Genomic DNA, 22,613 nt, shown 5'->3' on the forward strand with positions numbered 1-22,613 from the left:
CTCTCGGTGAGCTTCCAGACGTACGCCGACCTGTGGCGGATCCCCGACGTTCGCCGCATCCTGGTGCTGGGTCTGTTCCTGCGGATCCCGATGCCGGCGTCCTCTGTCATCGTGACCCTGCATGTGGTCGGCCCGCTGGACCGCTCCTACGCCGAGGCCGGCCTGGTATCGACGATGCTCGCGATCGCGATGGCGATCTCCGCGCCGTGGCTCGGTCGGCTCCTCGACCGCCTCGGCCTGCGGCGTACGCTCCTGCTGCCACTGGCCGTCCTCCCGATCGCCTGGTCGATCGCTCCCTGGGTCGGCTATTTCCCGCTGCTCGCGCTGGTCGCCGTCGCCGGACTCTTCACGGTCCCGTCCTTCTCGGTCGTGCGCCAGGTGATGATCCGCTCGGTCGGTCCCGGGCAGCGCACCGCGGCGCTGAGCGCCGACGCGATGATGACCGAGCTGGGCTTCATGGTCGGACCGGTGATCGGCGTGCTCGGCGCCAGCTACTTCGGCACCGCCTGGGCGATGCTGCTGATCCAGTGGCTCGGGATCGCCGCGGCAGTCGTGCTGTGGCTGTTCAACCCGATGATCACCGAGGGCGAGCCGACCGTCCCGAGCGACGCTGTCCCGAGCGACGCTGTCCCGAAGCGCCGCTTCGGGCTCCCCTCGTGGGTGAACCCGGGCGTCACGCTCCTGCTCGCCGGCACCTTCACCGCCTCGCTCATCCTCATCGCCGAGGACCTCGGCACCGTGGCCGCGATGCGCGACTTCGACCGCACCGCCCTGCTCGGGATCGTCATGGCGATCTGGGCGCTCGGGTCGCTGCTCGGCGCACTCATCTACGGCGCCCTCAACAGCCATCCCTCCACCGCGGTGATGCTCGTCCTGCTGGGTGCGACGACGGTGCTCACCGCGTTCGCCTGGGACCCGGTCTCCTTCACCGTCCTGCTCCTGCTCAGCGGCTTCTTCTGCGCACCGACCCTGACCGCCGCGCTCGAGGCGATCACCAGCAGCGTCCCTTCGAACGTACGCGGCGAGGTGATGGGCTGGCACGGCTCGGCCATTACCCTCGGCAGCGCCGTCGGTGCCCCCACCGCCGGGTTCGCCATCGACCTGATCGGCTGGCAGGGCGGCTTCATCCTCGGCGGCGGCCTCGGCCTGCTGATCGCCGCTGCCATCTGGCTCACCACCCGACGGATGTCCACCCAAGCGGAGGCGTCACTCCCGCCGGGCGAGAAGTCACCCGCGCCGGCCGAGTAGTCACCGGGTGCCATCTCGGCCGACGCACGTGACGTCTCGGCCGACCTACGTGACGCCTCGCCCGACGGGGGCGACGCCTCGGTTAGCGGGGTTTGCGGCGGCGCAGGCCGGCGGCGAGGAGAGCAGCGACCAAGACCCGAGAGGTGACCTCTACGGCACCGGCGGCGACCATGTCGTCGTAGACCTCGGCGGGTACGTCGTAGTGGTCCCGGTCGAAGCCTCGGGCCGGGATGCCCAACCGACTCGCGAAGGCGTGCAGCTCCTCGTAGGAGGTGTCACTGGCGAGGTGAGACCACATCCGGCCGCGACTGGGTACGTTCGGCGGGTCGATGAGGATCACGGGCCATTCTTACCGTGTCCATCCTGAGGCCACAGCCTTGACCGGTCGGCAAGAATGGTTCCTGATGAACACGACAGTGCTGTTCGAGGCTCGGGCGAAGGTGCTCCATGACCTCGATGCCCGCGGACTCGCCGGTGCGGCAGCCGTCTCCGCACTCGAGGACGCGATGACCGAGCGCGGCTGGTGGGTGGAGCAGTGGCCGGAGGGCAAGGCGTACGTCGCCGGCCTGGTCGCCCAGGACGTGCAGGACCTGCTCTTCGACGGCGAGGCCGCCGCGCGTTGGCCGGTGTGCACCACGTGTCCGCCCGAGTCGCCGGTGCACTCGCTCCACATCACTCCCGACCTGGGAGGTCCGGACCCGATCTGGGTCTGCGAGGAGAGCGGCGACGTGGTCGCGCCGCTCGGCGACCTCTGAGCAGCTCAGAGGGTCAGGACGGACCGAGCTGCAGGTGCAGCGCATAGCGGTCGGCACGGTAGACCGAGCGGCACACCTCGACGTAGCGATCCCCCGAGACCGACTTGCGCTGCCTGCGGAGCACGGGGACGCCGACCGAGAGGCCGAGCAGGGTGGCCTCCTCGATGTTGGCCACATCGGCACGGAAGGTGTCGTCGACCCACGAGGGCCGCATCTGTCGACTGGCCAGCTCGGCGTAGAGGCTGGTCGGCGCGGTCCGCTCAAGCATCCCGGGCACGATCGCATCGTCGAGGTAGACGTCCTCGATGCAGATCGGCACACCGTCGCCGCGGCGCAGACGCCGCCAGTGGATGACGGCCGCACCTTCCTTGATGCTGAGCGCGCGGGCGATGGTGGGTCCGGCCTTCTCCCGGCCGAGCAGCAGCGTCTCGGAGGATGCCTGCATCCCCCTACGCGCCATCTCCTCACTGAACCCGAGCACCGGGCTCGCCGCCCGCGGCGGGCGCGCCACGAAGGTGCCCCGGCCCGGGATCCGGACCAGCAGACCGTCGGCGACGAGAGCGTCGAGCGCCTGCCGCACGGTGGCCCGCGCGACGCTGAACTTCTGGACCAGCTCGCGCTCGGAGGGGGCGGAGGCACCAGGGCTTTCGCCGATGACCAACTCCCTGACGTACTCACGGATCTGGACGTGCTTGAGCGACCGCTCTCCCTCGACCGACCGGACCATGACCAGAGCGTAGGTGCACACCTCACGTACGTCCCGAGTTTAGTCAAGTTGTGACATTGCAACGAGATGAGGCAGATCAGCTGCAACGAAACAACAATGTCCGCCGACAATCAGTGCAGCGGTAGAACACATGTTCGATCACGAGGTATGGTGGCAGGGTGGACTTCCAGGGAACACTCTTCGCCCCCACAGACGACGAGACCACCGAGACGACCTACGAGCGGATCCATCTGGACCGCGGAGCCTGGGTGGACATCGCCCGCGGCTGGCTGCCCGATCCCGACGACGTCTTCGCCGCGCTGGTCAGCGACGTCCCCTGGCACGAGGAGCGACGGCAGATGTACGACCGCGTCGTCGACGTGCCTCGGCTCCTGCACACCTATCTGCAGGGCGACCCGCTCCCCCACCCCCGTCTCGCCGAGGCCCGAGGCCGCCTCACCGCCCACTACCTGCCCGAGCTTCGCGAGCCGTTCGTCACCGCGGGCTGCTGCTACTACCGCGACGGCCACGACTCGGTCGCCTGGCACGGCGACAAGATCGGCCGGGGCCGCACCAACGACACGATGGTCGCCATCGTCTCCGTCGGCGACCCCCGCCGCCTCGCCCTGCGTCCCTATGGAGGCGGCAAGGGGATGAGCATCCAGATGGGCCACGGAGACCTCGTCGTGATGGGCGGCTCCTGCCAGCGCACCTGGGAGCACGCCATCCCCAAGGTCTCCTCCGCCGGCCCCCGGATCTCGGTCCAGTTCCGCCCCCGCAACGTCTTTTGAGCTTGGCTCAGGCGGCCCCCAGATGCGTTCCGTACGCTGGTAGGAAAGGATGGGACCGACAGCCGACGCCCCTGGAGCCGCCTTGACCACCACCGCACCACCCCTCGCCCCGCCGTCCGCTGAGGAGATCGCCAGGGCGAAGGAGATCGTCGGGCGGGTCAGCACCGCCTTCAGCAGCCGTGTGGTCGGCCAGGAGCGGCTCAGGACGGCGTTGCTGATCGCGCTCCTCTCGGAGGGCCACGTGCTGCTCGAGAGCGTGCCCGGACTGGCCAAGACGCTTGCCGCGAGCACGCTGTCGCAGACGGTCAAGGCGCAGTTCTCCAGGATCCAGTGCACCCCCGACCTGCTGCCGAGCGACATCATCGGCACCCAGGTCTACGACCAGCGCAACCACGAGTTCGAGACCCAGCTCGGCCCGGTGCACGCCAACTTCGTGCTGCTCGACGAGATCAACCGTTCGTCCGCCAAGACGCAGAGCGCAATGCTCGAGGCGATGCAGGAGCGCCAGACGAGCATCGCGGGTCACATCCACCCCCTGCCGCGCCCGTTCATGGTGCTCGCCACGCAGAACCCGATCGAGGAGGAGGGCACCTACGTCCTCCCGCACGCGCAGATGGACCGGTTCCTGCTCAAGGAGATCGTCAACTACCCCAGCGACGCCGAGGAGCTCGTCGTCCTGGAGCGCATCGAGGCCGGCACGCTGGGCCCCGACCACGAGGTGACCAGTCCGGTCGCCGACCCCGGCGACGTGATCTGGCTCCAGGAGCTGACCAAGCGCGTCTACGTCGACCCGGCGATCAAGCGCTACATCGTCGCCCTCGTCCAGGCGACCCGCAACGCCCGCCAGCTCCTCGGGCCGGAGACGGGTTCCTACGTCGAGATCGGCGCGTCTCCGCGTGCCTCGATCGCGTTCCTGCAGGCCTCGCGCGCGGCGGCGCTGCTGCTCGGCCGCTCCTACGTCACCCCCGAGGACGTGCGCGAGCTGCGCCACAGCATCCTGCGCCACCGGCTCCACCTCAGCTTCGAGGCGCTGGCCGAGAAGGTCCAGCCCGAGATGCTGGTCGACGCGCTGGTCCGCGCTGTCCCGAGCCCCTGACCCCAGCACCGACATGGCGACGTACCTTCCCCGGATCCGCACGCGGTTGATGATCCATGCCCACCGCAAGGTCCTGGGCCTGCTCGACGGGGAGTACGCCAGCGTCCAGACCGGGCGCAGCATGGACTTCCACGACCTGAGGGAGTACGTCCCCGGCGACGACGTCAAGGACATCGACTGGAAGGCGACGGCTCGGTCCCGGAGCCTGCTGGTCAAACGGTTCACCGCCGAGCGCCAGCATCTGGTGCTGCTGGCGATCTCCACCGGACGGAGCATGGCGGCCCAGGCGACCGGCACCACGACCAAGCGCGAGCTGGCGATCTTCACCGCCGGCCTGGTCGGCTGGCTGGGCGTACGCCACGGCGACAAGGTCGCGGTCGTCTACGGCGACTCGGAGACCCAGAAGCTCACCAAGTCCGCGGACACCGAGGTCGCGCTCGAGCGGGCGCTCGGGCAGGCCCACGACGCGATCACCCCCGACTCCGCCGAGGCCGACATCGTCGCCGTCCTGCGCCACATCGCCACCACCGTACGCCGCCGGGCGATCCTGCTCGTCGTCACCGACGAGCACTCGGTCAGCGACGAGATGGCCGCGATCCTGCGCCGCCTCACCGTCCAGCACGAGGTCCTGGTCGCCGGCATCGATGACCTCGACCCCACCACCGCCGTGGCCGGCGGCGCCCCGACCGTCGACATCGACACCGTCTCCGCCCTGCCGGGATGGCTCACCGGCGACTCGGTCCTCCAGGCTCAGTACGCCGAGCTGGCCGCCGCCGAGGAGCACGGCCTGCGAGGCACCCTGGACCGCCTGGGCATCGCCTACCAGCGCGTCCAGGACGACGCCACCGCCATCGGCGCCGTCTTCCATCTCCTGCAGAGGCACCGTCATGCGCGCCGGTGAGAGCCTGTCCCCGTGCCCAGCGCCTTGCTGCGCGTCGTCCAGCGCGTGGGCTGGCAAGGCACGGCCGCGAAGGCAGACCGGGTTTGTCTGTCGAGCGGTCGTAACGCCGCCGGCGTGCGCGCTGGGCGGCGCGCAGCTGGCGCTTCTGGGCGCGGGGACAGGCTCTTCCGTCCCCGAGGAGTTCCAGCAGCCACTGGCCCACTCGGGCTGGTGGCTGGTGCTCGCGCTCGCGCTGCTCGCCGCGGTGGCGCTCTACTACCTCGCGGTCATCCTGCTGACCCGCAAGCGCAGGCCGGTCGTCGAGGTCGAGACGCCCTGGGTGCCCGAGCCGCGTGACATGCGTGCCGAGCACCTGGCCGAGATCGACCGGATCGAGCGGGCGGTGCACCGTGGCGACGTACCGGCGCGGGTCGGTCACCAGCACCTGAGCCGCACCGTGCGCGACTACGTCGCCGAGGTCAGCCAGATCCCGGCCGACAAGATGGTCCTCGCCGACCTGAAGGCGACCGTACGCAGCGACCCCCGCACGCGCCCCCTGGCGATGGCCGTCGAGGTGATGTACCCACCCGCCTTCGCCTCCGAGGAGGAGGGCAAGGCTGCCGAGCGCTTCCCCGAGGCGCTCAGCCGGGCCCGTCAGGTGGTGACGACATGGAGCTGAGATGGCCCGTTCTCGGCGCGATCGTGCTGGTTCTCACCATCATCGCGATCGCCGCGATCGTCGTGTTCGCCGCCCGGGTGCACCGCCGCCCGGCCGACGCGGTGCTCGTCGCCCACACCGCGCGGCTCAAGCGGCTCCCCCGGTTCCGTGAGCTCGCGACCCAGCAGCGGTGGCTGTCCTGGTGGCAGACCGCGGGGATCGCGCTCGCGGTGATCGGGTGCATCTGGCTGATCGCCCGGCCGCAGGCCACCGACATCACCCAGAACCGCTACTCCACCCGCGACATCGTGCTCTGCCTCGACGCCTCGACCTCGATGTTCGACGAGGACACCCAGGTCACCCAGGCCTACTCCCAGCTCGTCGCCGGCCTCAACGGCGAGCGGGTCAGCCTCGTCCTGTGGAGCGACGCCGCGGTCACGGTCTTCCCGCTCACCGACGACTACGGCTGGGTGCAGGACGAGCTGGCCCGGGCCGGTCGGGCCTTCGCCCTCGGCGACCAGGAGTACGTCGCCGGCACCTACCTCGGCAAGGAGCGGGCGAGCCTGATCAGCGACGGGATCGTCTCCTGCGTCAAGCGCTTCGACCTGTCCAACTCCGAGCGCGGCCGGGCTGTCATCGTCGCCTCCGACAACGACCCACAGGGCGGCCCTCCGGTCTACACGCTGCCCGAGGCCACCGAGTTCGCCAAGGAGCGCGACGTACAGCTCTACGGCATCGGCTCCGCCGACCTCAGCTTCCAGGAGGACAAGCGCGCCACCTTCGACAAGGCGGTGACCGAGACCGGCGGCACCTTCTCGCTGCTCGGCGACGACGGCTCGATCGACACGATCCTGGCCGGCATCGACCGGCTCTCCGCCGACGAGGTCGTCGAGCCGCCGAAGTACCAGATCCGCGACGCCCCCGGCTGGCCGATCGCCACGATCACCCTCGGGGTCCTCATGCTGATCGCGGGATGGGTCTATGCCCTGGTCCGCTCCGGACGGCTGTCCCCTGGCCCGTCGTCGCGGCCGGCGCCGCCGGGAGGCTCGTTGCCCGCACAGACCCGGCCACCGAGCGAGGTGGCCCGATGAGCGCCAGAGGGTGGCAGATCCTCACGCTCGTACGCCGCGCGCTGATCGTTCTGCTCACCGTCGTCGTCCTGGTGCGGCCGAGCTGGGGCGCGGCGCCGGCGGAGATGCGTACGGCCGATCTCGATGTCCTCGTCGTGGTCGACCGGACACGGTCGATGGTCGCCGAGGACGCGCCCGGCGGCGAGGCCCGGATGACGCAGCTCAAGAAGGACCTCAAGGCGCTCTCGAAGGCGCTGCCCTCGGTGCGGTTCGGCGCGATCACCTTCGGTGGCGAGGTCGTCCGCACCGAGATGCCGTTCACCTACGACACGACCGCCTTCAACGCGTGGGTCGACGGGCTCTACGCCGAGCGGGCCTTCGACGGTTCCGGCTCGATGGTCGATGCTCCGCGCGATGCGGTCGTCGAGGCCCTCGAGCGGGATCAGCAGCGCTTCCCCGAGCGGCGCCGGATCGTGGTGTTCGCCTCCGACGGCGAGAACACCCGCGAGGGCGTCGACCAGCAGTCGTTCGCCGAGGTCGACGACCTCTCGGCCGGCGGCATGGTGCTCGGCTACGGCACCGAGGGGGGCGGCCGGATGCCCTGGGACGACGAACGTCCCCAGGACGGCTACCTCAAGGACGGCGACGGCCAGGACGCCCGCTCCCGGATCGACCTGGCCAACCTGCGCGAGATCGCAGGTCAGATGGGTCTTCAGACGATTCACCGCACGACGAAGGAGACCAAGGAGATCACCACGGAGGCCTCGACCTGGGACTCCGAGATGCTCACCGAGGAGACCTCCGCCGGCGGCGAGACGTCCCGGGCCTGGCTCTTCGGCTTCCCGCTCCTGGCACTCTTGCTGTGGGAGCTGTGGGGCCACCGACGCCGCGCACACGAGGCGGAGGAGGTGCTGTCATGAGCAAGCGTCAGCGAGCGGCAACAGATGTCAGGCCAGCGCGTCCGTATTCTCGCGCTTGCGCTACGGAGGCGGTGGCATGACGCTCACCGAGACACCTGTCGACTCGACCGAGCCGCAACCGCTACGCACCCCTCGCGAGCAGGTGCGGCGCGCGCTGCTGCTCGCCGGGATCGTGCCGGTGGTGATCGGTCTGGCCTTCCTGGGGAAGGTGATCCTGATGGACCACCACGACCGCGGCGGCCGGGACGCCTGGGACGTACGCGACGCCGCGACCGCGATGGAGCACTACTCGGCCAACCGAGACCTCAACTTCCTACAGCCGTGGATCGCCCACTTCGACGCCGGCAACGCGGCGTTCCTGCTCGGCGAGAACGCCCGCGCGGTCGCCTACTTCGGCGAGGCTCTGGAGCGTGTGCCCGAGGACCACGAGTGCACCGTACGCATCAACTTGTCGCTGACCCAGGAGGCGATCGGCGACCGCGCCCGGGACGCCGGCGATCAGCCCGGCGCGAAGGCGGCCTACGAGGAGGCACTGGCCACCCTGAAGGAGGGCGACTGCCCCACCGACGCCGGCCAGGGCCCCGAGCAGTCCCAGCAGGGCGAGTCCGTCGAGGAGCGCCTGAAGGAGAAGCTGACCCCGAAGGTGCCGATCAAGCCCGAGGAGCAGGAAGACCCGCCCGAGGAGCCGCAGAACCAGGACAAGAAGGAAGACAAGCTCGACCGGCGCAACGGCGACGGCGAGGACTACCGACGCGACGACGCCGACCTGGACGACTACGGCGGGTTCAGCGACGAGCCCCAGTGGTGATGCTCAGCGCATCAGCGTCTGAGACGGGAGCTCCTGGAACTGTGCCCGGTACGCCTGGGAGAACCGGCCGAGGTGGAAGAAGCCCCACTGGGCGGCGACCTCGGTGACCGAGGTCGCGGTCGCGTCGGCGGCGAGCAGGTCGGAGTGGGCCCGGTCCAGCCGCGTACGCCGCCAGTACTCCAGCGGGGTGGTGTCGAGGTCGCGCTGGAACGCCTCCTGCAGCGTGCGGGTGGAGACCCCGACCCTCTGGGCCAGCTCGGCGACCTTCCAGGGGCGCTCGGGGTGGGCCTCGAGGACGTCCACGGCCATGCGTGCGGCTCGGGAGATGGTGGGAGATCCGGTCTCGGAGACGATCTCGAGGGAGGTGTTGGCCTGGATCGTCAGCAGTCCGCCGATGAGCGCCTGCTCGTACGGCGCGGCCACCAGCGGAGAGCTCAGCAGTGAGCCACCGGCCTCGACGTTGTCGTAGGCCAGCCGCACCATCTTCAGCCAGTCACGCACCTCGGGCCGGCCGAGGTCGAGGCTGGGATCGAAGACCACCGGCCCGGAGCCGCCGATGCCCGCGGCCGCCTCCTCGACGGCGCTGCGCCGGATGTAGACCTGCAGCTTCTCGCAGCCGTCGGACCAGAGCATGTCGACCGGTTCGGTCGGCGAGCCGATCGATGCGCGGGTGCGGTCGGCGAGGACGACCTGCTCCCCCACCTTGACCTTGGCGGTGCCGGCCAGCGGGAGCTGGATCAGGTAGAAGTCGTCGAAGGTGCCGGGAGTGATCCGCACCTCGTCGCCGTAGCGCATGTAGTTGAGCATCACGTCCTCGCCCAGCGGTGCGGCGTTGTGCACCATGTCGAGGTGCGAACCGGCCTTGGTCAGCGCGAGGTAATGGGCACAGAATCGTTCGGCTACGGCTTCTCTGGCCTGGTCCACGTCAGTGGTGGCGACAACGGTGTGACGGCCCAACAAGGGACGAGGCAATGGAGGCTCCTGGAGCGTGCTCGATTGACCGAAGAGCGTAGCGGAGCCAGCACCGCGTCATCGCGAACGCGGCGCAATCACTGTCTAAGGTCCCAGCCCAGGTCCTGACCCGGTCCCGAAACGAGATGCCGGCCCCACCCAGCACCGGCATCTCGCCGTACTAGCTCCTCGCTGCCAGCTTCTCCACGAGTCTGGGAGTGATGGAGGCGTACGCCTTCGGGTCGATCGGCAGCAGCCACTGCACTGCCTTGACCCGCTTGCTGACGTCGATGCCGACGTCACCGAGAACCTCGTCGATGTTGTGCATCGAGAACGGGATGATGTTGGTGCCGCGGGCGTGGTGGCCGTCGGTGCGGTCCCGCATCCAAGCCAGCCGCGCGGTGACGTGGGCGTCCATCTCCTCCACCGGCGGGACCTCGTGGCCACCAGCGAGGTGCGAGCCGATCCAGACGGCGCTCATCTCGGCCGAGAGCGGTGAGAAGAACGAGGAGTTGTAGCCGGCGAAGGTCAGGTCCTTCACGCCCAGCGGGAGGATCTGGCGGTAGAGCTGGTAGTCGCCGTTGTCGTCGGTGAGCTGGTCCTGGATCTCCTCGGAGAAGAACGGGAGCTCCTGCTTGAACCCGGTCGCGGTCACCACGACGTCGGCGGGCACCGCGCGGCCGTTGGCGAGCTCGGCGTACGGCTTGCCCTCCTTCGTCACGAAGGCGGCGATCTCGGTGTCGCGCTCGACGGCGATGTCCCCGGCCTCGACGCCCTCGAAGAAGCCCTCGGTGGCCAGCGAGACCGTCGAGCGGGCGATGTCGGTGAACTGGCCCTTGGGCAGGAGCCCGAGCTTCTTCAGCTTGAGCTGGCCGCTGGTGACCGACTCGACGCTGCCGACCATCGAGCCGGCCATCTTCGAGCCGCCCGCGTGCAGGGCCTTCTCGGCCCCGCGGATGCTCTGGTAGGGGAACAGCCCCTCCCCCAGGCGGGTGAGCAGCAGCATCTTGTAGTTGAGGACGCCCTTGATCTTGCGCGGCATCTTCCACAGCAGCTGGCGCGCGACCACGGTGGTCGAGGCCGCCTCCTTGGCGATCTCGACGGCCACGTCGCAGGCCGACTTCCCGTAGCCGACGACCACGACGTGCTTGCCGTTGACGGTCTCCAGGTCGTGCAGCTCGCTCGCCGCGAGGATCCGGCCGCCGGCGGCCTCGAGCTCGTCGACCCCGTCGTACGCAGGGGCGAACGGCTCCGAGAAGACGCCGCTGGCCACAATCAGGTGGTCATAGTGCTCGGTCGTCTCGCCGTCGGCCCCTGCGAGGGAACTGGTCCTCGAGGTGAGGGCCCAGCCGCCCCCTCCAGCCGGCTGGGCACTCCGCACCTCGGTGGAGAGCTTGATCATCGGGGCGAGCTCGAACTTCTCGACGTACATCTCGAGGTAGCTCTGCACCTGCTCGCCGCTGAGCCACTCCGGGAACACCTTGGGCATCCTCAGGTCCGAGAGCGTGTAGGAGTCCTTGTTGTTCTGCGTCGTCAGGCCCGGGTAACGACGGGTCCGGCTCCAGACGCCGCCGACATCCGGGGCCTTCTCGTAGACGGTGACGTCATGACCGAGCTCGGTGAGCACCTTGGCCGAGGCAACGCCTGCGAACCCGGCACCGATGACCGCGATCTTCACTTTTCTGTTTCCTCTCGCAGCGGGGTCTGCGTACGGAAAACGCTAGAGAGGTCGCACCGCGCTCCGCTATCCCCGTTGCGCGAGAGGTATCCGGATTGCGCGACGGGTTCGTCACGCCATCCGGTCTCAGCCGCGCAGGAGCTTGTAGCCGATCACCACCGCCGCGATCACGGCTACCCCGATGGCGATCTTCTTGCCGTAGTTCTTGATCAGCACCGGTACGACCGTGGCGCCCAGGTCGATGGCATCCGTGCCCCCGCCGGCCGCCCCGCCGGTCGAGCCGCCGGAGCCGCTAGGCGGAGGCCCCGCCGAATCAGGCTCAGTGAGACCAACAGGGTCACCGTCCGCGCTCGACGGGACTGTGTTGGTCTCGACACGCTCGCTGGCGCTCGCGGCTCGACCAGCGGAGTCACCGTCGGGCTCGACCAGCGGCGCGGGGGCCGACTTGGACTCCAGGCACGCGACGAACTGGCCGAGAAGCTTGTCGGAGACGTCCTGCATGACCCCGCGGCCGAACTGGGCGGGCTTTCCGGTGACCGCGAGGTCGGTGACGATCTCGACCTTCGTGCCGGTGCCCTCCGGGGCCATCGTCAAGGTCGCGTTGGCGCCGGCGGTGCCGTTGCCGCGCTTGTCCCGTCCCTTGGCCTCGACGACCAGGCGGCGGGCGGTCTCGTCCTTCTCGACGAAGGTGCCGGAGCCGGCATAGACCATGGCGATCGGGCCGAGCTTGACCTTCACCGTGCCGGTGAAGGTGTCGCCCTCGGCCGAGGTGACCTGGGCTCCCGGGAAGCATTCGGCCATCGAGCCGATGTCCAGGAAGCTGTTCCAGGTCTCCTCGACCGAGGTCGGAACCGTGAACTCGTGCGTCAGGTCCACGCCTCAGCCCCCGAGGGCCTTCGTGATGGCGCGCCGGGTCAGCACCGTGACCAGGTGACGCCGGTAGTCGGCGTCGCCGTTGAGGTCGGAGGGCGGCTCGGCGCCGTCCGCGGCCAGGGCCGCGGCGTTGCGTACGACCTCCTCGGTGGCCTGCTGGCCGACCAGCGCCTGCTCGACGCCGGCGGCACGCAACGGGGTCGAGCCCATGTTGGTGAGACCGATCGCCGCGCCCTCGATCACGCCGCCGGAGACCTTCAGTGTCGCGCCGACCGCGCAGATCGGCCACTGGTGGGCGACCCGGACGAACTTCTCGTAGTGGGCCGTCCAGCCGGTGTGCTTCGGGATGCGTACGCCGATGAGCAGCTCGTCATCGGAGACCGCCGTCTCGAAGAGCCCCTGGAAGAAGTCCGAGCCCGCGACGACCCGCTCGCCGGCCGGCCCGGCGATGACGAACTCGGCGTCCAGAGCAAGGGCCGGGGCTCCGAGGTCGCCCGCCGGGTCGGCGTGGGCGAGCGCGCCACCGAAGGTGCCGCGGTGGCGTACCTGCTCGTCTGCGACCGTCGCCGTGGCACGCGCGACCAGCGCGGCGTGCTCGGCGACCAGAGGATCGGTCGCGACGTCACTGTGGCGCGTCATGGCGCCGACGAAGATCGCCGCACCCTCGTCGCGTACGCCACGAAGGGAGTCGATGCGACCGAGGTCGATGACCCACTCCGGGGCGTTGAGGCGCATCCTCAGCACCGGCAGCAGGCTCTGCCCGCCGGCGATGATCTTGGCCTCGTCGCCGTACTGGGCGAGGGCGGCCAGTGCCTCCTCGACCGTGGTCGGGGCGACGTAGTCGAACGATGCGGGAATCACTGGACATCTCCTTCCGTGCGGTCGACGTTCCCGGACATGCCCGTCGACGGATCGAAGTGCGGTGCGGCCGCGCCGGTGGTCTCGCCGCCGGCAGAGCCCTCGTTGATGGCCCGCCACACCCGTTCGGGCGTGCAGGGCATGGTCACGTCGTGCACGCCCAGCGGACGCAGCGCGTCGACGACGGCGTTGACCACCGCCGGGGTGGAGGCGATCGTCCCGGCCTCGCCGACGCCCTTGGTGCCGAGCGTGTTGGTGGTCGCGGGCGAGGTGGTGTGGTCGATGTCGAAGCTGATCGTGTCGGCGGCCGTCGGCAGCAGGTAGTCCACGAAGCTCCCCGAGACGAGCGTCCCGGCGTCGTCGTAGACCGCGTCCTCCCACAGCGCCTGGGCGATGCCCTGGACCAGACCACCGTGCACCTGACCTGCGACGATGAGCGGGTTGATGATGTTGCCGATGTCGTCGCAGCAGACGTACTTCCGCATCTTCACCTGGCCGGTCTCGGTGTCGACCTCCATCGCGCACAGGTGGGTCCCGTGCGGGAAGTTGAAGTTCTCCGGGTCGAAGGTGGCCTCGGAGTCGAGGTTGGCCTCGACCCCCTCGGGCAGGTTGTGCGCGGCGAAGACCGCCGTGGACAGCTCGCCGATGGACATGCCCTGGTCGGTGCCGCGCACCGTCCACCTGCCGCCGGTGAACTCCATGTCCTCGACGCTGGCCTCGAGCAGGTGGGCCGCGATCGGCTTGGCCTTCTCGAGCACCTTGTCGGCAGCCCGCACCAGCGCCTCGCCACCCACGACCAGCGACCTGGACCCGTAGGTGTCGTAGCCCTTGGCCGCGATCTGGGTGTCCCCGTGGAGCACCTCGACGTCCTCGAAAGGTACGCCGAGCCGGTCCGCCACGATCTGGCTGAACGCGGTCTCGTGGCCCTGCCCGTGCGCGCTCGCGCCGGTGATGACCTCGACCTTGCCGGTCGGGGTCAGTCGCACCTGGGCGTGCTCCCAGCCACCGGCGCCGTAGTCGAGGCTGCCGAGGACCCTGGACGGTGCCAGGCCGCACATCTCGGTGAAGGTGGAGATGCCGATGCCGAGCTGGACCGGGTCGTTGTTCGCGCGGCGCTGCTGCTGCTCGGCGCGGAGCTCGTCGTAGCCGAACATCTCCTTCGCCTTGGCGGTCGCGGCCTCGTAGTTCCCGGAGTCGTACGTCAGGCCGGCGATGGTCGTGAACGGGAACTCCTCGTGCTTGATCCAGTTCTTCTCCCGGATCTCGAGCGGGTCGACCCCGACCTCGGCGGCCAGCTCGTCCATCAGCCTCTCGATGGCGTACGTCGCCTCCGGCCGCCCCGCGCCGCGGTAGGCGTCGGTCCAGGTGGTGTTGGTGAACACCGTCTGACAGTTGAACTGGTAGGCCGGGAACTTGTAGATCGCGTTGAACATGAAGGCGCCCAGCACCGGGACACCGCCGCCGACGATGGCGACGTACGCCCCCAGGTTGGCGTCGAGCTCGACCTTGAGGCCGGTCACCTGACCGTCCTTCGTGGCCGAGAGGGTCAGCTTCTGGATCTGGTCCCTCCCGTGGTGAGCGGCGAGCAGCGACTCGGAGCGGGTCTCGGTGTACTTCACCGGCTTGCCGAGCCGGCGAGCGATCGCGAAGACGATCATCTCCTCCGGCGTCTGCTGGAGCTTGCCGCCGAATCCGCCACCGACGTCGGGCGCGATCACCCGGATCTTCGACTCGGGCACGCCCGTGGTCGCGGCGAACGCGAACCGCAGGATGTGCGGGATCTGGGTGGCGCTCCACACCGTGATCTGCTCACCGGTCGGGTCGCACACCACGCTGCGAGGCTCCATGAACGCCGGGATCAGGCGCTGCTGGCGGTAGGTGCGCTCGATGACGATCCCGTCGCTCTTCGCGGAGGAGATCGCCTCGTCGACGTTGCCGCCGGTGCCGGCCTGGGCGCTGTCGAAGACCCACAGGGCGGACTTGTTCGTGCCGAGGTCGGGGTGGGCGAGCACCTCGTCCTTGACCGCCTCCTCGAGGGAGACGACCGCGGGCAGCTCCTCGTAGTCGACCTCGACCATCTCGGCGGCATCCCGGGCGGCGGCCGCGGACCGGGCGGCCACGACCGCGACGATCTCACCGGCGAAGGTGACCCGGTCCGTCGCGACCGGCGGGTGGGCCGGCGTCTTCTGGTCGGGCGTGATCGGCCAGGCGTTGATGCAGACGCCGAGGCTCTCGTCGAAGTCCTTGGCGGCCAGCACGGTCACCACGCCCTCGGACTCCTCCGCGGCGCTGGTGTCGATGCCGGTGATCCGGGCGTGCGCGAACGGGCTGCGCACCATCGCGAGGTGCAGCATCCCGGGCAGGTTGATGTTGTCGGTCCAGCGGGTCCGTCCCGTGATCAGGCGCGCGTCCTCCTTGCGGCGCCGGTCGCGGCCGATCTCGTTGGTCTGCTGCTCCGGACGAGCTTCTACGGCGGTCACAGCGCGTCCACCTCCTCGGTCTCGCCGCGCGGGCCGGCGGCATTCCTCCGGTGGTCGAGCCTGTCGAGACCGCCGCTGGCGTACTGCACCGCGCGGACGATGTTGTGGTAGCCCGTGCAGCGACACAGGTTGCCCTCGATGCCCTCACGGATCTCGTCCTCGCTGGGCGCAGGGTTGCGCTTGAGCAGGTCGACGGACTGCATGATCATGCCCGGCGTGCAGAATCCGCACTGCAGGCCGTGACATTCACGAAATGCCTCCTGGACCGGGTGGAGGTCGCTCTCGACCGTGTCGGCGAGGCCCTCGATCGTGGTCACCTCGCACCCGTCGGCCTGCACCGCGAGCACATTGCACGACTTCACCGAGTCGCCGTCGAGATGGACCGTGCAGGCGCCGCAGTTGCTGGTGTCGCAACCGATGACCGTGCCGGTCTTACCGAGTCCTTCGCGAAGGTACTGCACGAGCAGCGTTCGCGGTTCGACGTCGTCGGTGACTTTCATACCGTCGACGCGCATGCTGATCCGGGCCATGTTGTCTCCCTGCCAGACGTCACTGTTCTAGTGGAAAGCTGTGTGGGCCAGATCACAGTAGGACGCACAGGGTTGGGCTCCGGTTGGCTGCTGCTGCCGGTTACCTCTTCTTGGTCAGCGACTGGCGGCCAAACGCGCCCTGAGCAGGGGCAACGCCGGGTGAGTGCTCCCGTCGAGGCGGCGCAGACAGACGTCGACGACCTCGGTGTCGTAGGGAGCCAGCTCGCTGTAGCTGAGCACCGCGTCGGGCTGGGGGTCGGCGATCAGCGCCTCGCGCAGCGCGACCGCGACGTACTCGGCCATCTCGGCCAGCGCCGGGCTGTTGGTGCCGGGCAGGAGGTCACCGCCGTACGCCTCCACAGCAGCGGCCACTCGGCCGTGCCGGATCAGGGCGAGGACCTGCTCGACGTCGGTCACGACCGGCATCAGCAGGCGGTAGGGCCTGGAGGCGACCTGGCCGCCAAGGGCGTGGCGCAGGTGGGAGACCTCGGCCTTGAGGGTCGAGAAGGTGACCGCCTGGTCGCCGTAGACCATCGCGTGCAGCCGCTCCAGCGAGAGGCCCTCGGGGTGGAGCGCGAGCAGGGCGAGGATCTCGGTCTGGCGACGGTTGAGCAGCAGCCGCTGCCCGTCGAGCCAGGTCTCCGCGGTGCCGAGGAGAGTCAGCACCAGGCCCGGTTCTGCGATCGCCTCGTCGTCCCGCTGGGTCGGGAGCTTCGGCAGCGCCCCCTCGATGAGGCGCGCCATCACTCGGGCCGTGGCCAGCCCGATCGGGTGGGTGCGGTCCCAGGTCGTGGAGAGGTCGAGGACACCGAGGTGCTTTCCGGTGACCGGGTCGTGCAGCGGCGCGGCCCAGCAGACCCAGTTGTGCACGACCTCCGCATAGTGCTCGGGTCCGAAGACCATAGTCGGGGCGTTGGTGCGGTTAGCGAGGTCGAGCGCGTTCGTGCCGGCGCTCTCGTCGTCCCAGCGGCCGCCCGGCACGAAGTTGACCGACTCCGCCTTGTGGCGCATCACCCGGCCGCCGTAGGTCCACAGCACCCGGGTGTCGGGGTCGGTGACCGCGATGACCAGGTCGCCGTCGTCGGCGGTGCACCGCAGCTCCTCCTCGACCCTCTCGACGGCCACCTGGAGCGGCGAGTCCCGCCACATCTCCCGGGTCTCGTCCTCGTCCGCCAGCGGCGCCTCGCGCACGTCGGTCTTGATAGCCGTCGCCGAGCGCGTCCAGCTGGTCAGGATCTCCGGCCTGACGAAGTCCTCGGCGGCGTCGCCGCTCTCCACGAAGGCGGTCCACGCCCGCGCCGCGCTGATGCGGCGCTCCTGCAGATCGCTACGAACCATCACTCCCCCTTCGGAGCTCGGCCCATTGAGGCTGGGTTCTGCCAAGGTAGCACCCTGTGACGTGCCTCACGATCCCCTCGGCGGTACCCGTTCGCGCCACGCTCGATCGCGGCTCCCACGGCGGTGACACAGTGGGTGCATGACGACGCGCACAGCCACGACCTGGGCCGACTTCGAGACCGCGGCCAGGCTGCAGGTCGACTTCAACACCGAGTACGCCTACCCCGCCCCACCCGCCGACGAGCTCGCCCGGCACCTCAGCCGGCTCGTCGAGGGTGGGGACACGACAGTGATGCTGATCGGCGACCCCGCGGTCGGCCACGGCATCACCCGCTTCCGCCTGCAGACCACGGCCGACGAGCTCGAGGCCTACCTAGCCGAGCTCTACATCGTGCCCGACCGCCGCGGCCACGGCCTCGGCACCATCCTGCTGAAGGCGATCATCGACGAGGCGAAGGCCCGCGGTGCGACGTACATGGACCTGGGCACCAGCGAGGACGACACCTCGGCCCGGGCGCTGTACGAGAAGTTCGGCTTCGACAACCATGAGGGCCGCGGCTCCGGGCCGCGGGCGCTCTACTACGAGAAGGAGCTCTAGCTCGTTCCATCGCGGTCGACCTCCAGGCGAGTCTCCGTCAGCGGTACTCCACGTCCTGGTGGATCCGGCCGTTCGTGGTGGCCAGGCGCTCGCCCGAGCCGCCCCAGCGGCCGGCGATGATCTCGGCGGCGATGGAGATGGCGGTCTCCTCCGGCGTACGGGCGCCCAGGTCGAGGCCGATGGGGCTGCTCAGCCGCGCGATCTCCTCCTCGGTGAGGCCGGCGTCGACCAGGCGGGCGAGGCGATCGTCGTGGGTGCGGCGCGAGCCCATCGCGCCGACGTAGGCGATGTCGGGGAGGCGGAGGGCGACCTCGAGGAGAGGTACGTCGAACTTCGGGTCGTGGGTGAGGACGGCGATCACGGTGCGCTGGTCGATTCGGCCGGCCTCGACCTCCTGGTTCAGGAAGCGGTGGGGCCAGTCGACGACGACCTCGTCGGCCTCAGGGAAGCGTGAGTTGGTGGCGAAGACCGGGCGGGCGTCGCAGACGGTGACGTGATAGCCGAGGAACGCGCCGACGCGGGCGACGGCGGCGGCGAAGTCGATCGCACCGAAGACGAGCATCCTGGGCTTCGGGGCGAAGGACCAGAGGAAGACCCGCATGCCCTCGCCGCGGCGCTCACCGTCGATGCCGTAGGAGAGCGTCTGGTTGGTGCCATGGGCCAGCAGGCCGAGCGCGTCGTCGTGGACGGCGTCGTCCATCCGGGCGCTGCCCAGCGACCCTTTGACCCCTTCGGGGCGGATGAGGACGCGGCGTCCGAGGATCTCGGGGTCGGGGTGCTCGATGACGGTCGCCAGGGCGACCGGGCTGCCGCTGCGTACGTCCTCGGCGAGCTCGCCGAGCTCGGGAAAGGTCTCCTGGGACACCTTCTCGACGAAGACGTCGAGGATGCCGCCGCAGGTCAGCCCGACCGCGAAGGCGTCGTCGTCGGAGACGCCGTAGCGGTTGAGCTCCGGCACCCCGGTCTCGGCGACCTCGCGGGCGACCTCGTAGACCGCGCCTTCGACACAGCCGCCGGAGACGGAGCCGACCGCACTCTCGTCGGGTCCGACGAGCATCGAGGCGCCCGGCGGCCTGGGGGCTGACTGGAACGTCGCCACCACGGTGGCCACCGCCACGGTCTCGCCGGATTCCCACCACTTCATCAGATCGTCGAGCACGTCACGCACGCGCGATCACCTCCACCAGATCCTCGTACGTCGCCAGGGAATGTCCGGCGACGAAGTCGTCCACGTGCGGCAGCACCGCGACGATGCCTCGCTGCAGTGGTTCATATCCAACCTTGCCACGGTGTGGGTTGACCCACACCACTCGGTGGGCGAGACGGTGAAGTCTCGCCGCCTGCTCCTCGAGGAGCGCGGTGTCGCCGCGCTCCCAGCCGTCGCTCGCGATGACCACCACGGCGCCTCTGGCCAGGCCCTGGTGTCGCCGCAGGAACGCCTGCAGATTGTCCCCGAGCCGGGTCCCGCCCGACCAGTCGGGCACCGTCTCGCCGGCCGCGACGAGTGCGCGGTCGGGGTCGCGGTGGCGCAGCGCGCGGGTGACGTTGGTGAGCCTGGTGCCCATGGTGAACACCGAGCCGCTGCCGGTCGTCGAGCTCACCCGGTGGGCGACCCGCAGCAGCACGTCGGCGTAGGAGCTCATCGAGCCGGACACGTCGATCAGCCACACGACGCGACGCGGCCGCTCGCCACGCCTGCGGTAGTGGATCCCGGCCGGCTCCCCGAGGTGCCGCAGGCTGGCACGCAGCGTGCGATGGGCATCGACGCGCCCTCGCCGCCAGGGGTCCTGCCGCGGCGTCCTCCGTCGTGGCGCCCGGGGGCGGAGCCGCGCGATCAGGGTCGCCAAGCGCTCCTGCTCGGCCGGGTCGAGGTCGGCGACGTCGCGGTGCCGCAGGGTCTCGATCTCGCTGGCCCGTGCCCTGATCAGGTCGTCGGTCTCCTCGCCCTCCCCCTCGCCTTCCTGCGGCTCGGTCTCGGGGAGCGTGGAGGTGACCGAGACCGTACGCGGCGGGCCCTGTGGCCCCGGCAGCGTCGCGCTCGACCCGAACCAGGCCTCGAAGACCTGGTCGTAGCGGCGCAGGTCGTCGGGGCCGGCGCACAGCGTCGCCCGTCCGGAGGCGTAGGTGGCGGTCGGGTCACCGGCCCCGACGATCGCGGTCGCCTGCAGGAAGCCGTGGGCGCGGTCCTGGGTCACCTGCACCCCGGCCGCACGGAGCGCCCGGGTGAAGCCGAGCAGGATCTCGGGGCCGTCGTGCACGCTCATGCCAGCAGCCGGTCCAGCGCTGCCCGGACGCGGTCGGCGTCCTCGCGGTGCTTGACGAGCGCGCCGAGCGTCGCGGCGGCGCTCTCCAGGTCCATCTCGGACACCCCGAGATGATGCAGGGCGCGGGCCCAGTCGAGAGTCTCGGCGACGCCCGGGGGCTTGAGCAGGGCGTTCGCGCCCTCGGCGCCACGCAGCTGCTGGACCACCGTGACCACCTGGCGGGCGAGCTCATCGGCGACCTCGGGGGCCCGGCTGCGTACGATCTCGATCTCGCGGGCCAGGCCCGGGTGGTCGATCCAGTGGTAGAGGCAGCGGCGCTTGAGGGCGTCGTGGAGCTCGCGGGTGCGGTTGGAGGTGAGGACGACGACCGGTGGGACCGTGGCAGCGACGGTCCCGAACTCCGGGATCGTCACCTGGTAGGTGGACAGCACCTCGAGCAGGAACGCCTCGAACTCGTCGTCGGCCCGGTCGACCTCGTCGACGAGCAGCACCGAGGGAGCCTGACGCAGCGCGGCCAGCACCGGGCGGGCGAGCAGGAACCGCTCGTCGTAGAGGGACTTCTCTGCCTCCTCGACCTCCCCCGCACCACCCGCCGCCTCGAGGGCACGCAGGTGGAGGATCTGACGGGCGAAGTCCCAGTCGTAGAGCGCCTGGGTGGCGTCGATCCCCTCGTAGCACTGCAGCCTCACCAGCGGCAGCTCGAGCGCCTCGGCGACGGCCTCGGCGAGTGCGGTCTTTCCGGTCCCGGGCTCTCCCTCGAGCAGCAGCGGCCGCTGCATCCGCAGCGCGAGGAAGGTCACCGTCGCCAGCTCCGGGTCGGCCAGGTATCCGGTCGCCGCCAGCCGGTCGGCGATCTCCCGGGGCGTCAGGTCCATGACCTGAGCCTAGAACGCGAAGCGTTGGCTCAGGGTTGGACAACCTCTTACGAGGGCGAACGAATTTCGTTCAGCGGCGGTCGACGTCGTTCCCGCCGGCCAGGTCGCCGCATTCGACCAGACGTACGTCATGGGTCTTCAGGTAGCCCCGGGCGCCCTGGTCGCCGACGGCCGCCTCGATGACCCCCGCCCAGTGGTCGCGCCCGATCAGCACCGGATGACCCGGAACCCCGGCGTACGCCGCCCGCACGAGCCCCGCGGTCGAGCCGGGGTCTGAACGCGGTGGCCCCGAGCCTGTCGAGACCACCCGAGCGACCACGTCAGGCCCCACGTCCGGCAGGTCTACGAGGTGAACAACCGCAGCCTCGGCATCCGACCCGAGAGCAGCCAGGCCGACCCGCAGCGAAGCCCCCATCCCCTCGTCCCAGTCCTCGGCGACGACGACCCGCTGACCGGCCGGGAGCATCGCCCGCGCCTCGTCGGCCGCGGCGCCGAGCACGACGAGCACATCGTCGCAGCCGCCCTCGCGCAGCACCTCGATCGACCGCACCAGCCAGTCGTCGACCAGCGCCTTGGGCATGCCCATCCGCCGCCCCGCGCCGGCGGCCAGGAGCAGGCCGGCGACCGCCGTCACTTGAACGCGGCGGTGTAGAGCTTCTGCAGCTTCGCGCTCTTGACGTCGCTGTAGCCACAGCCGATGACCTTGGCATCGCCCTTGGCCGCGACCAGGTAGTTCTTGCCCTTCTCGAACTCGGGCATCGGGATCGTGCTCGGCGCGGGCAGCGTGATCCGGACGGTGTCGGTGCCACCGACTCCGTCGGCGTACATCCACGTCTTCACCCGCAGCACGGCCTCGCTCTCGGTCACGCTCTCCGCGGTGCCCTCGAAGGCGAGCGCGGCGTTCTGGGAGAGCCACTTCGAGGTCGGCGGGATGCATCGGGCGGCGTCCGCGACGACGGTCAGCTCGGTCGCGCCGGCGCCTCCAGCGGGAGCGGACGACGAGGGGACCGGTGCGGTCTCGGTGACCGTGGCGATCGGCGACGGAGGTGCGGCGCCCGGGTCCTCAGCAGTGTCGTCGGAGCTGAGGAGGCCGAAGGAGGCGACGATGGCGACGAGCACGACAGCGGCGGCGATCACGGCCGCGACCCAACGCCACGGTGACCGCGGCTGCATCCCGGTCTTCGGTCCGAGGTCGACACTCATGCCAACATCATGCCTCATCACTGGGCGCCATCC

At 70.0% G+C, this 22,613-nt stretch carries 24 protein-coding genes; 10 read left to right on the top strand and 14 right to left on the bottom strand.

All coding sequences use genetic code 11. From position 1 onward, the window contains the following. Nucleotides 1–6: 6 nt before the first annotated feature. Nucleotides 7–1,248 (top strand): MFS transporter, encoded by a 1,242-nt coding sequence (locus tag ACFWQC_RS12885; RefSeq protein WP_378678000.1) that lies wholly within the window; start codon nt 7–9, stop codon nt 1,246–1,248. Nucleotides 1,249–1,330: 82 nt separating this feature from the next. Here the strand turns inward: ACFWQC_RS12885 and ACFWQC_RS12890 are convergent, their stop codons facing one another. After that, nucleotides 1,331–1,588 (bottom strand): DUF4031 domain-containing protein, encoded by a 258-nt coding sequence (locus ACFWQC_RS12890; RefSeq protein WP_378678003.1) that lies wholly within the window; start codon nt 1,586–1,588, stop codon nt 1,331–1,333. A gap of 64 nt (nt 1,589–1,652) precedes the next feature. Here ACFWQC_RS12890 and ACFWQC_RS12895 point away from each other — a divergent pair, with 64 nt between their 5' ends. Continuing rightward, a complete protein-coding gene (locus ACFWQC_RS12895) occupies nt 1,653–2,003 on the top strand; it encodes a hypothetical protein (RefSeq protein WP_378678006.1) in 351 nt (116 codons plus the stop codon). A gap of 13 nt (nt 2,004–2,016) precedes the next feature. Here ACFWQC_RS12895 and ACFWQC_RS12900 read toward each other — a convergent pair whose 3' ends face one another. Continuing rightward, nucleotides 2,017–2,730 (bottom strand): GntR family transcriptional regulator, encoded by a 714-nt coding sequence (locus ACFWQC_RS12900; protein WP_378678009.1) that lies wholly within the window; start codon nt 2,728–2,730, stop codon nt 2,017–2,019. A 158-nt stretch (nt 2,731–2,888) separates the two neighbouring features. On the opposite strand from ACFWQC_RS12900, the gene ACFWQC_RS12905 reads away from it, so the two are divergent. The 7 genes from ACFWQC_RS12905 (at nt 2,889) to ACFWQC_RS12935 (ending at nt 8,932) form a co-directional block, all read left to right on the top strand. Next, entirely contained in the window at nt 2,889–3,500 is a 612-nt protein-coding gene (locus ACFWQC_RS12905) for an alpha-ketoglutarate-dependent dioxygenase AlkB (RefSeq protein ID WP_378678012.1), read from the top strand. An 82-nt stretch (nt 3,501–3,582) separates the two neighbouring features. Further along, a complete protein-coding gene (locus ACFWQC_RS12910) occupies nt 3,583–4,596 on the top strand; it encodes an AAA family ATPase (protein WP_378678014.1) in 1,014 nt (337 codons plus the stop codon). A gap of 13 nt (nt 4,597–4,609) precedes the next feature. Continuing rightward, nucleotides 4,610–5,497, top strand: a complete 888-nt coding sequence (locus ACFWQC_RS12915; RefSeq protein WP_378678017.1) for a DUF58 domain-containing protein — start codon at nt 4,610–4,612, stop codon at nt 5,495–5,497. Nucleotides 5,498–5,714: 217 nt separating this feature from the next. After that, nucleotides 5,715–6,155 carry a hypothetical protein gene (locus ACFWQC_RS12920; protein ID WP_378678020.1) on the top strand — a complete coding sequence of 147 codons (441 nt, stop codon included), beginning with the start codon at nt 5,715–5,717 and terminating at the stop codon, nt 6,153–6,155. Further along, nucleotides 6,146–7,225 carry a VWA domain-containing protein gene (locus ACFWQC_RS12925; RefSeq protein WP_378678023.1) on the top strand — a complete coding sequence of 360 codons (1,080 nt, stop codon included), beginning with the start codon at nt 6,146–6,148 and terminating at the stop codon, nt 7,223–7,225. Before ACFWQC_RS12920 ends, ACFWQC_RS12925 begins: the two co-directional genes overlap by 10 nt. Beyond that, nucleotides 7,222–8,124, top strand: a complete 903-nt coding sequence (locus ACFWQC_RS12930; protein WP_378678026.1) for a VWA domain-containing protein — start codon at nt 7,222–7,224, stop codon at nt 8,122–8,124. Before ACFWQC_RS12925 ends, ACFWQC_RS12930 begins: the two co-directional genes overlap by 4 nt. Before the next feature lie 76 nt (nt 8,125–8,200). Continuing rightward, nucleotides 8,201–8,932 carry a hypothetical protein gene (locus ACFWQC_RS12935; RefSeq protein ID WP_378678029.1) on the top strand — a complete coding sequence of 244 codons (732 nt, stop codon included), beginning with the start codon at nt 8,201–8,203 and terminating at the stop codon, nt 8,930–8,932. Between the two features lie 3 nt (nt 8,933–8,935). Here ACFWQC_RS12935 and ACFWQC_RS12940 read toward each other — a convergent pair whose 3' ends face one another. From ACFWQC_RS12940 to ACFWQC_RS12970, 7 genes are all read right to left on the bottom strand, one after another. Then, entirely contained in the window at nt 8,936–9,856 is a 921-nt protein-coding gene (locus ACFWQC_RS12940; RefSeq protein ID WP_378678032.1) for an AraC family transcriptional regulator, read from the bottom strand. Nucleotides 9,857–10,064: 208 nt separating this feature from the next. Then, complete coding sequence (locus ACFWQC_RS12945) at nt 10,065–11,561, bottom strand: flavin-containing monooxygenase (protein ID WP_378678035.1); 1,497 nt, start codon at nt 11,559–11,561, stop codon at nt 10,065–10,067. Between the two features lie 126 nt (nt 11,562–11,687). After that, a complete protein-coding gene (locus ACFWQC_RS12950) occupies nt 11,688–12,437 on the bottom strand; it encodes an SRPBCC family protein (RefSeq protein ID WP_378678038.1) in 750 nt (249 codons plus the stop codon). A gap of 3 nt (nt 12,438–12,440) precedes the next feature. Next, on the bottom strand, nt 12,441–13,295 hold the full coding sequence (locus ACFWQC_RS12955) for an FAD binding domain-containing protein (RefSeq protein ID WP_378678041.1): 855 nt from the start codon (nt 13,293–13,295) through the stop codon (nt 12,441–12,443). Further along, complete coding sequence (locus ACFWQC_RS12960) at nt 13,292–15,772, bottom strand: xanthine dehydrogenase family protein molybdopterin-binding subunit (RefSeq protein ID WP_378678044.1); 2,481 nt, start codon at nt 15,770–15,772, stop codon at nt 13,292–13,294. Before ACFWQC_RS12960 ends, ACFWQC_RS12955 begins: the two co-directional genes overlap by 4 nt. Then, the gene (locus ACFWQC_RS12965) at nt 15,769–16,302 is read right to left on the bottom strand and encodes a (2Fe-2S)-binding protein (RefSeq protein WP_378678046.1); all 534 of its coding nucleotides are present in this window, start codon (nt 16,300–16,302) and stop codon (nt 15,769–15,771) included. The genes ACFWQC_RS12960 and ACFWQC_RS12965 overlap by 4 nt, the downstream gene beginning before the upstream one ends. Nucleotides 16,303–16,416: 114 nt before the next feature. After that, nucleotides 16,417–17,640, bottom strand: a complete 1,224-nt coding sequence (locus ACFWQC_RS12970; RefSeq protein WP_378678049.1) for a transcriptional regulator — start codon at nt 17,638–17,640, stop codon at nt 16,417–16,419. A gap of 139 nt (nt 17,641–17,779) precedes the next feature. Here ACFWQC_RS12970 and ACFWQC_RS12975 point away from each other — a divergent pair, with 139 nt between their 5' ends. Beyond that, nucleotides 17,780–18,238 (top strand): GNAT family N-acetyltransferase, encoded by a 459-nt coding sequence (locus ACFWQC_RS12975; protein ID WP_378678052.1) that lies wholly within the window; start codon nt 17,780–17,782, stop codon nt 18,236–18,238. Nucleotides 18,239–18,275: 37 nt separating this feature from the next. On the opposite strand, the gene ACFWQC_RS12980 is transcribed toward ACFWQC_RS12975, so the two are convergent. The 5 genes from ACFWQC_RS12980 to ACFWQC_RS13000 all read right to left on the bottom strand — a co-directional run bounded on the left by ACFWQC_RS12980 (nt 18,276) and on the right by ACFWQC_RS13000 (nt 22,580). Continuing rightward, nucleotides 18,276–19,406: an XdhC family protein gene (locus ACFWQC_RS12980; RefSeq protein WP_378678054.1), complete on the bottom strand. Its 1,131-nt coding sequence runs from the start codon at nt 19,404–19,406 to the stop codon at nt 18,276–18,278. After that, nucleotides 19,399–20,502, bottom strand: coding sequence for a VWA domain-containing protein (locus tag ACFWQC_RS12985; RefSeq protein ID WP_378678057.1), 1,104 nt, complete (start codon nt 20,500–20,502; stop codon nt 19,399–19,401). Before ACFWQC_RS12985 ends, ACFWQC_RS12980 begins: the two co-directional genes overlap by 8 nt. Then, nucleotides 20,499–21,377 carry an AAA family ATPase gene (locus ACFWQC_RS12990; protein ID WP_378678059.1) on the bottom strand — a complete coding sequence of 293 codons (879 nt, stop codon included), beginning with the start codon at nt 21,375–21,377 and terminating at the stop codon, nt 20,499–20,501. Before ACFWQC_RS12990 ends, ACFWQC_RS12985 begins: the two co-directional genes overlap by 4 nt. 70 nt (nt 21,378–21,447) lie before the next feature. Continuing rightward, entirely contained in the window at nt 21,448–22,011 is a 564-nt protein-coding gene (locus tag ACFWQC_RS12995; RefSeq protein ID WP_378678062.1) for an NTP transferase domain-containing protein, read from the bottom strand. Then, on the bottom strand, nt 22,008–22,580 hold the full coding sequence (locus tag ACFWQC_RS13000; protein ID WP_378678065.1) for a hypothetical protein: 573 nt from the start codon (nt 22,578–22,580) through the stop codon (nt 22,008–22,010). The genes ACFWQC_RS12995 and ACFWQC_RS13000 overlap by 4 nt, the downstream gene beginning before the upstream one ends. Between the last annotated feature and the right edge of the window lie 33 nt (nt 22,581–22,613).

It is taken from the genome of Nocardioides sp. NPDC058538, from assembly GCF_042719275.1.
Taxonomy (GTDB): domain Bacteria; phylum Actinomycetota; class Actinomycetes; order Propionibacteriales; family Nocardioidaceae; genus Nocardioides.

Bases quoted from the DNA above. Each gene is read 5' to 3' on its own strand.
- ACFWQC_RS12935 (WP_378678029.1), top strand. From the start codon at position 8,201: ATGACGCTCACCGAGACACCTGTCGACTCGACCGAGCCGCAACCGCTA.
- ACFWQC_RS12990 (WP_378678059.1), bottom strand. From the start codon at position 21,377: ATGGACCTGACGCCCCGGGAGATCGCCGACCGGCTGGCGGCGACCGGA.
- ACFWQC_RS12900 (WP_378678009.1), bottom strand. From the start codon at position 2,730: ATGGTCCGGTCGGTCGAGGGAGAGCGGTCGCTCAAGCACGTCCAGATC.
- ACFWQC_RS12925 (WP_378678023.1), top strand. From the start codon at position 6,146: ATGGAGCTGAGATGGCCCGTTCTCGGCGCGATCGTGCTGGTTCTCACC.
- ACFWQC_RS12975 (WP_378678052.1), top strand. From the start codon at position 17,780: ATGACGACGCGCACAGCCACGACCTGGGCCGACTTCGAGACCGCGGCC.
- ACFWQC_RS12985 (WP_378678057.1), bottom strand. From the start codon at position 20,502: ATGAGCGTGCACGACGGCCCCGAGATCCTGCTCGGCTTCACCCGGGCG.
- ACFWQC_RS13000 (WP_378678065.1), bottom strand. From the start codon at position 22,580: ATGAGTGTCGACCTCGGACCGAAGACCGGGATGCAGCCGCGGTCACCG.
- ACFWQC_RS12930 (WP_378678026.1), top strand. From the start codon at position 7,222: ATGAGCGCCAGAGGGTGGCAGATCCTCACGCTCGTACGCCGCGCGCTG.
- ACFWQC_RS12970 (WP_378678049.1), bottom strand. From the start codon at position 17,640: ATGGTTCGTAGCGATCTGCAGGAGCGCCGCATCAGCGCGGCGCGGGCG.
- ACFWQC_RS12915 (WP_378678017.1), top strand. From the start codon at position 4,610: ATGGCGACGTACCTTCCCCGGATCCGCACGCGGTTGATGATCCATGCC.
- ACFWQC_RS12895 (WP_378678006.1), top strand. From the start codon at position 1,653: ATGAACACGACAGTGCTGTTCGAGGCTCGGGCGAAGGTGCTCCATGAC.
- ACFWQC_RS12965 (WP_378678046.1), bottom strand. From the start codon at position 16,302: ATGGCCCGGATCAGCATGCGCGTCGACGGTATGAAAGTCACCGACGAC.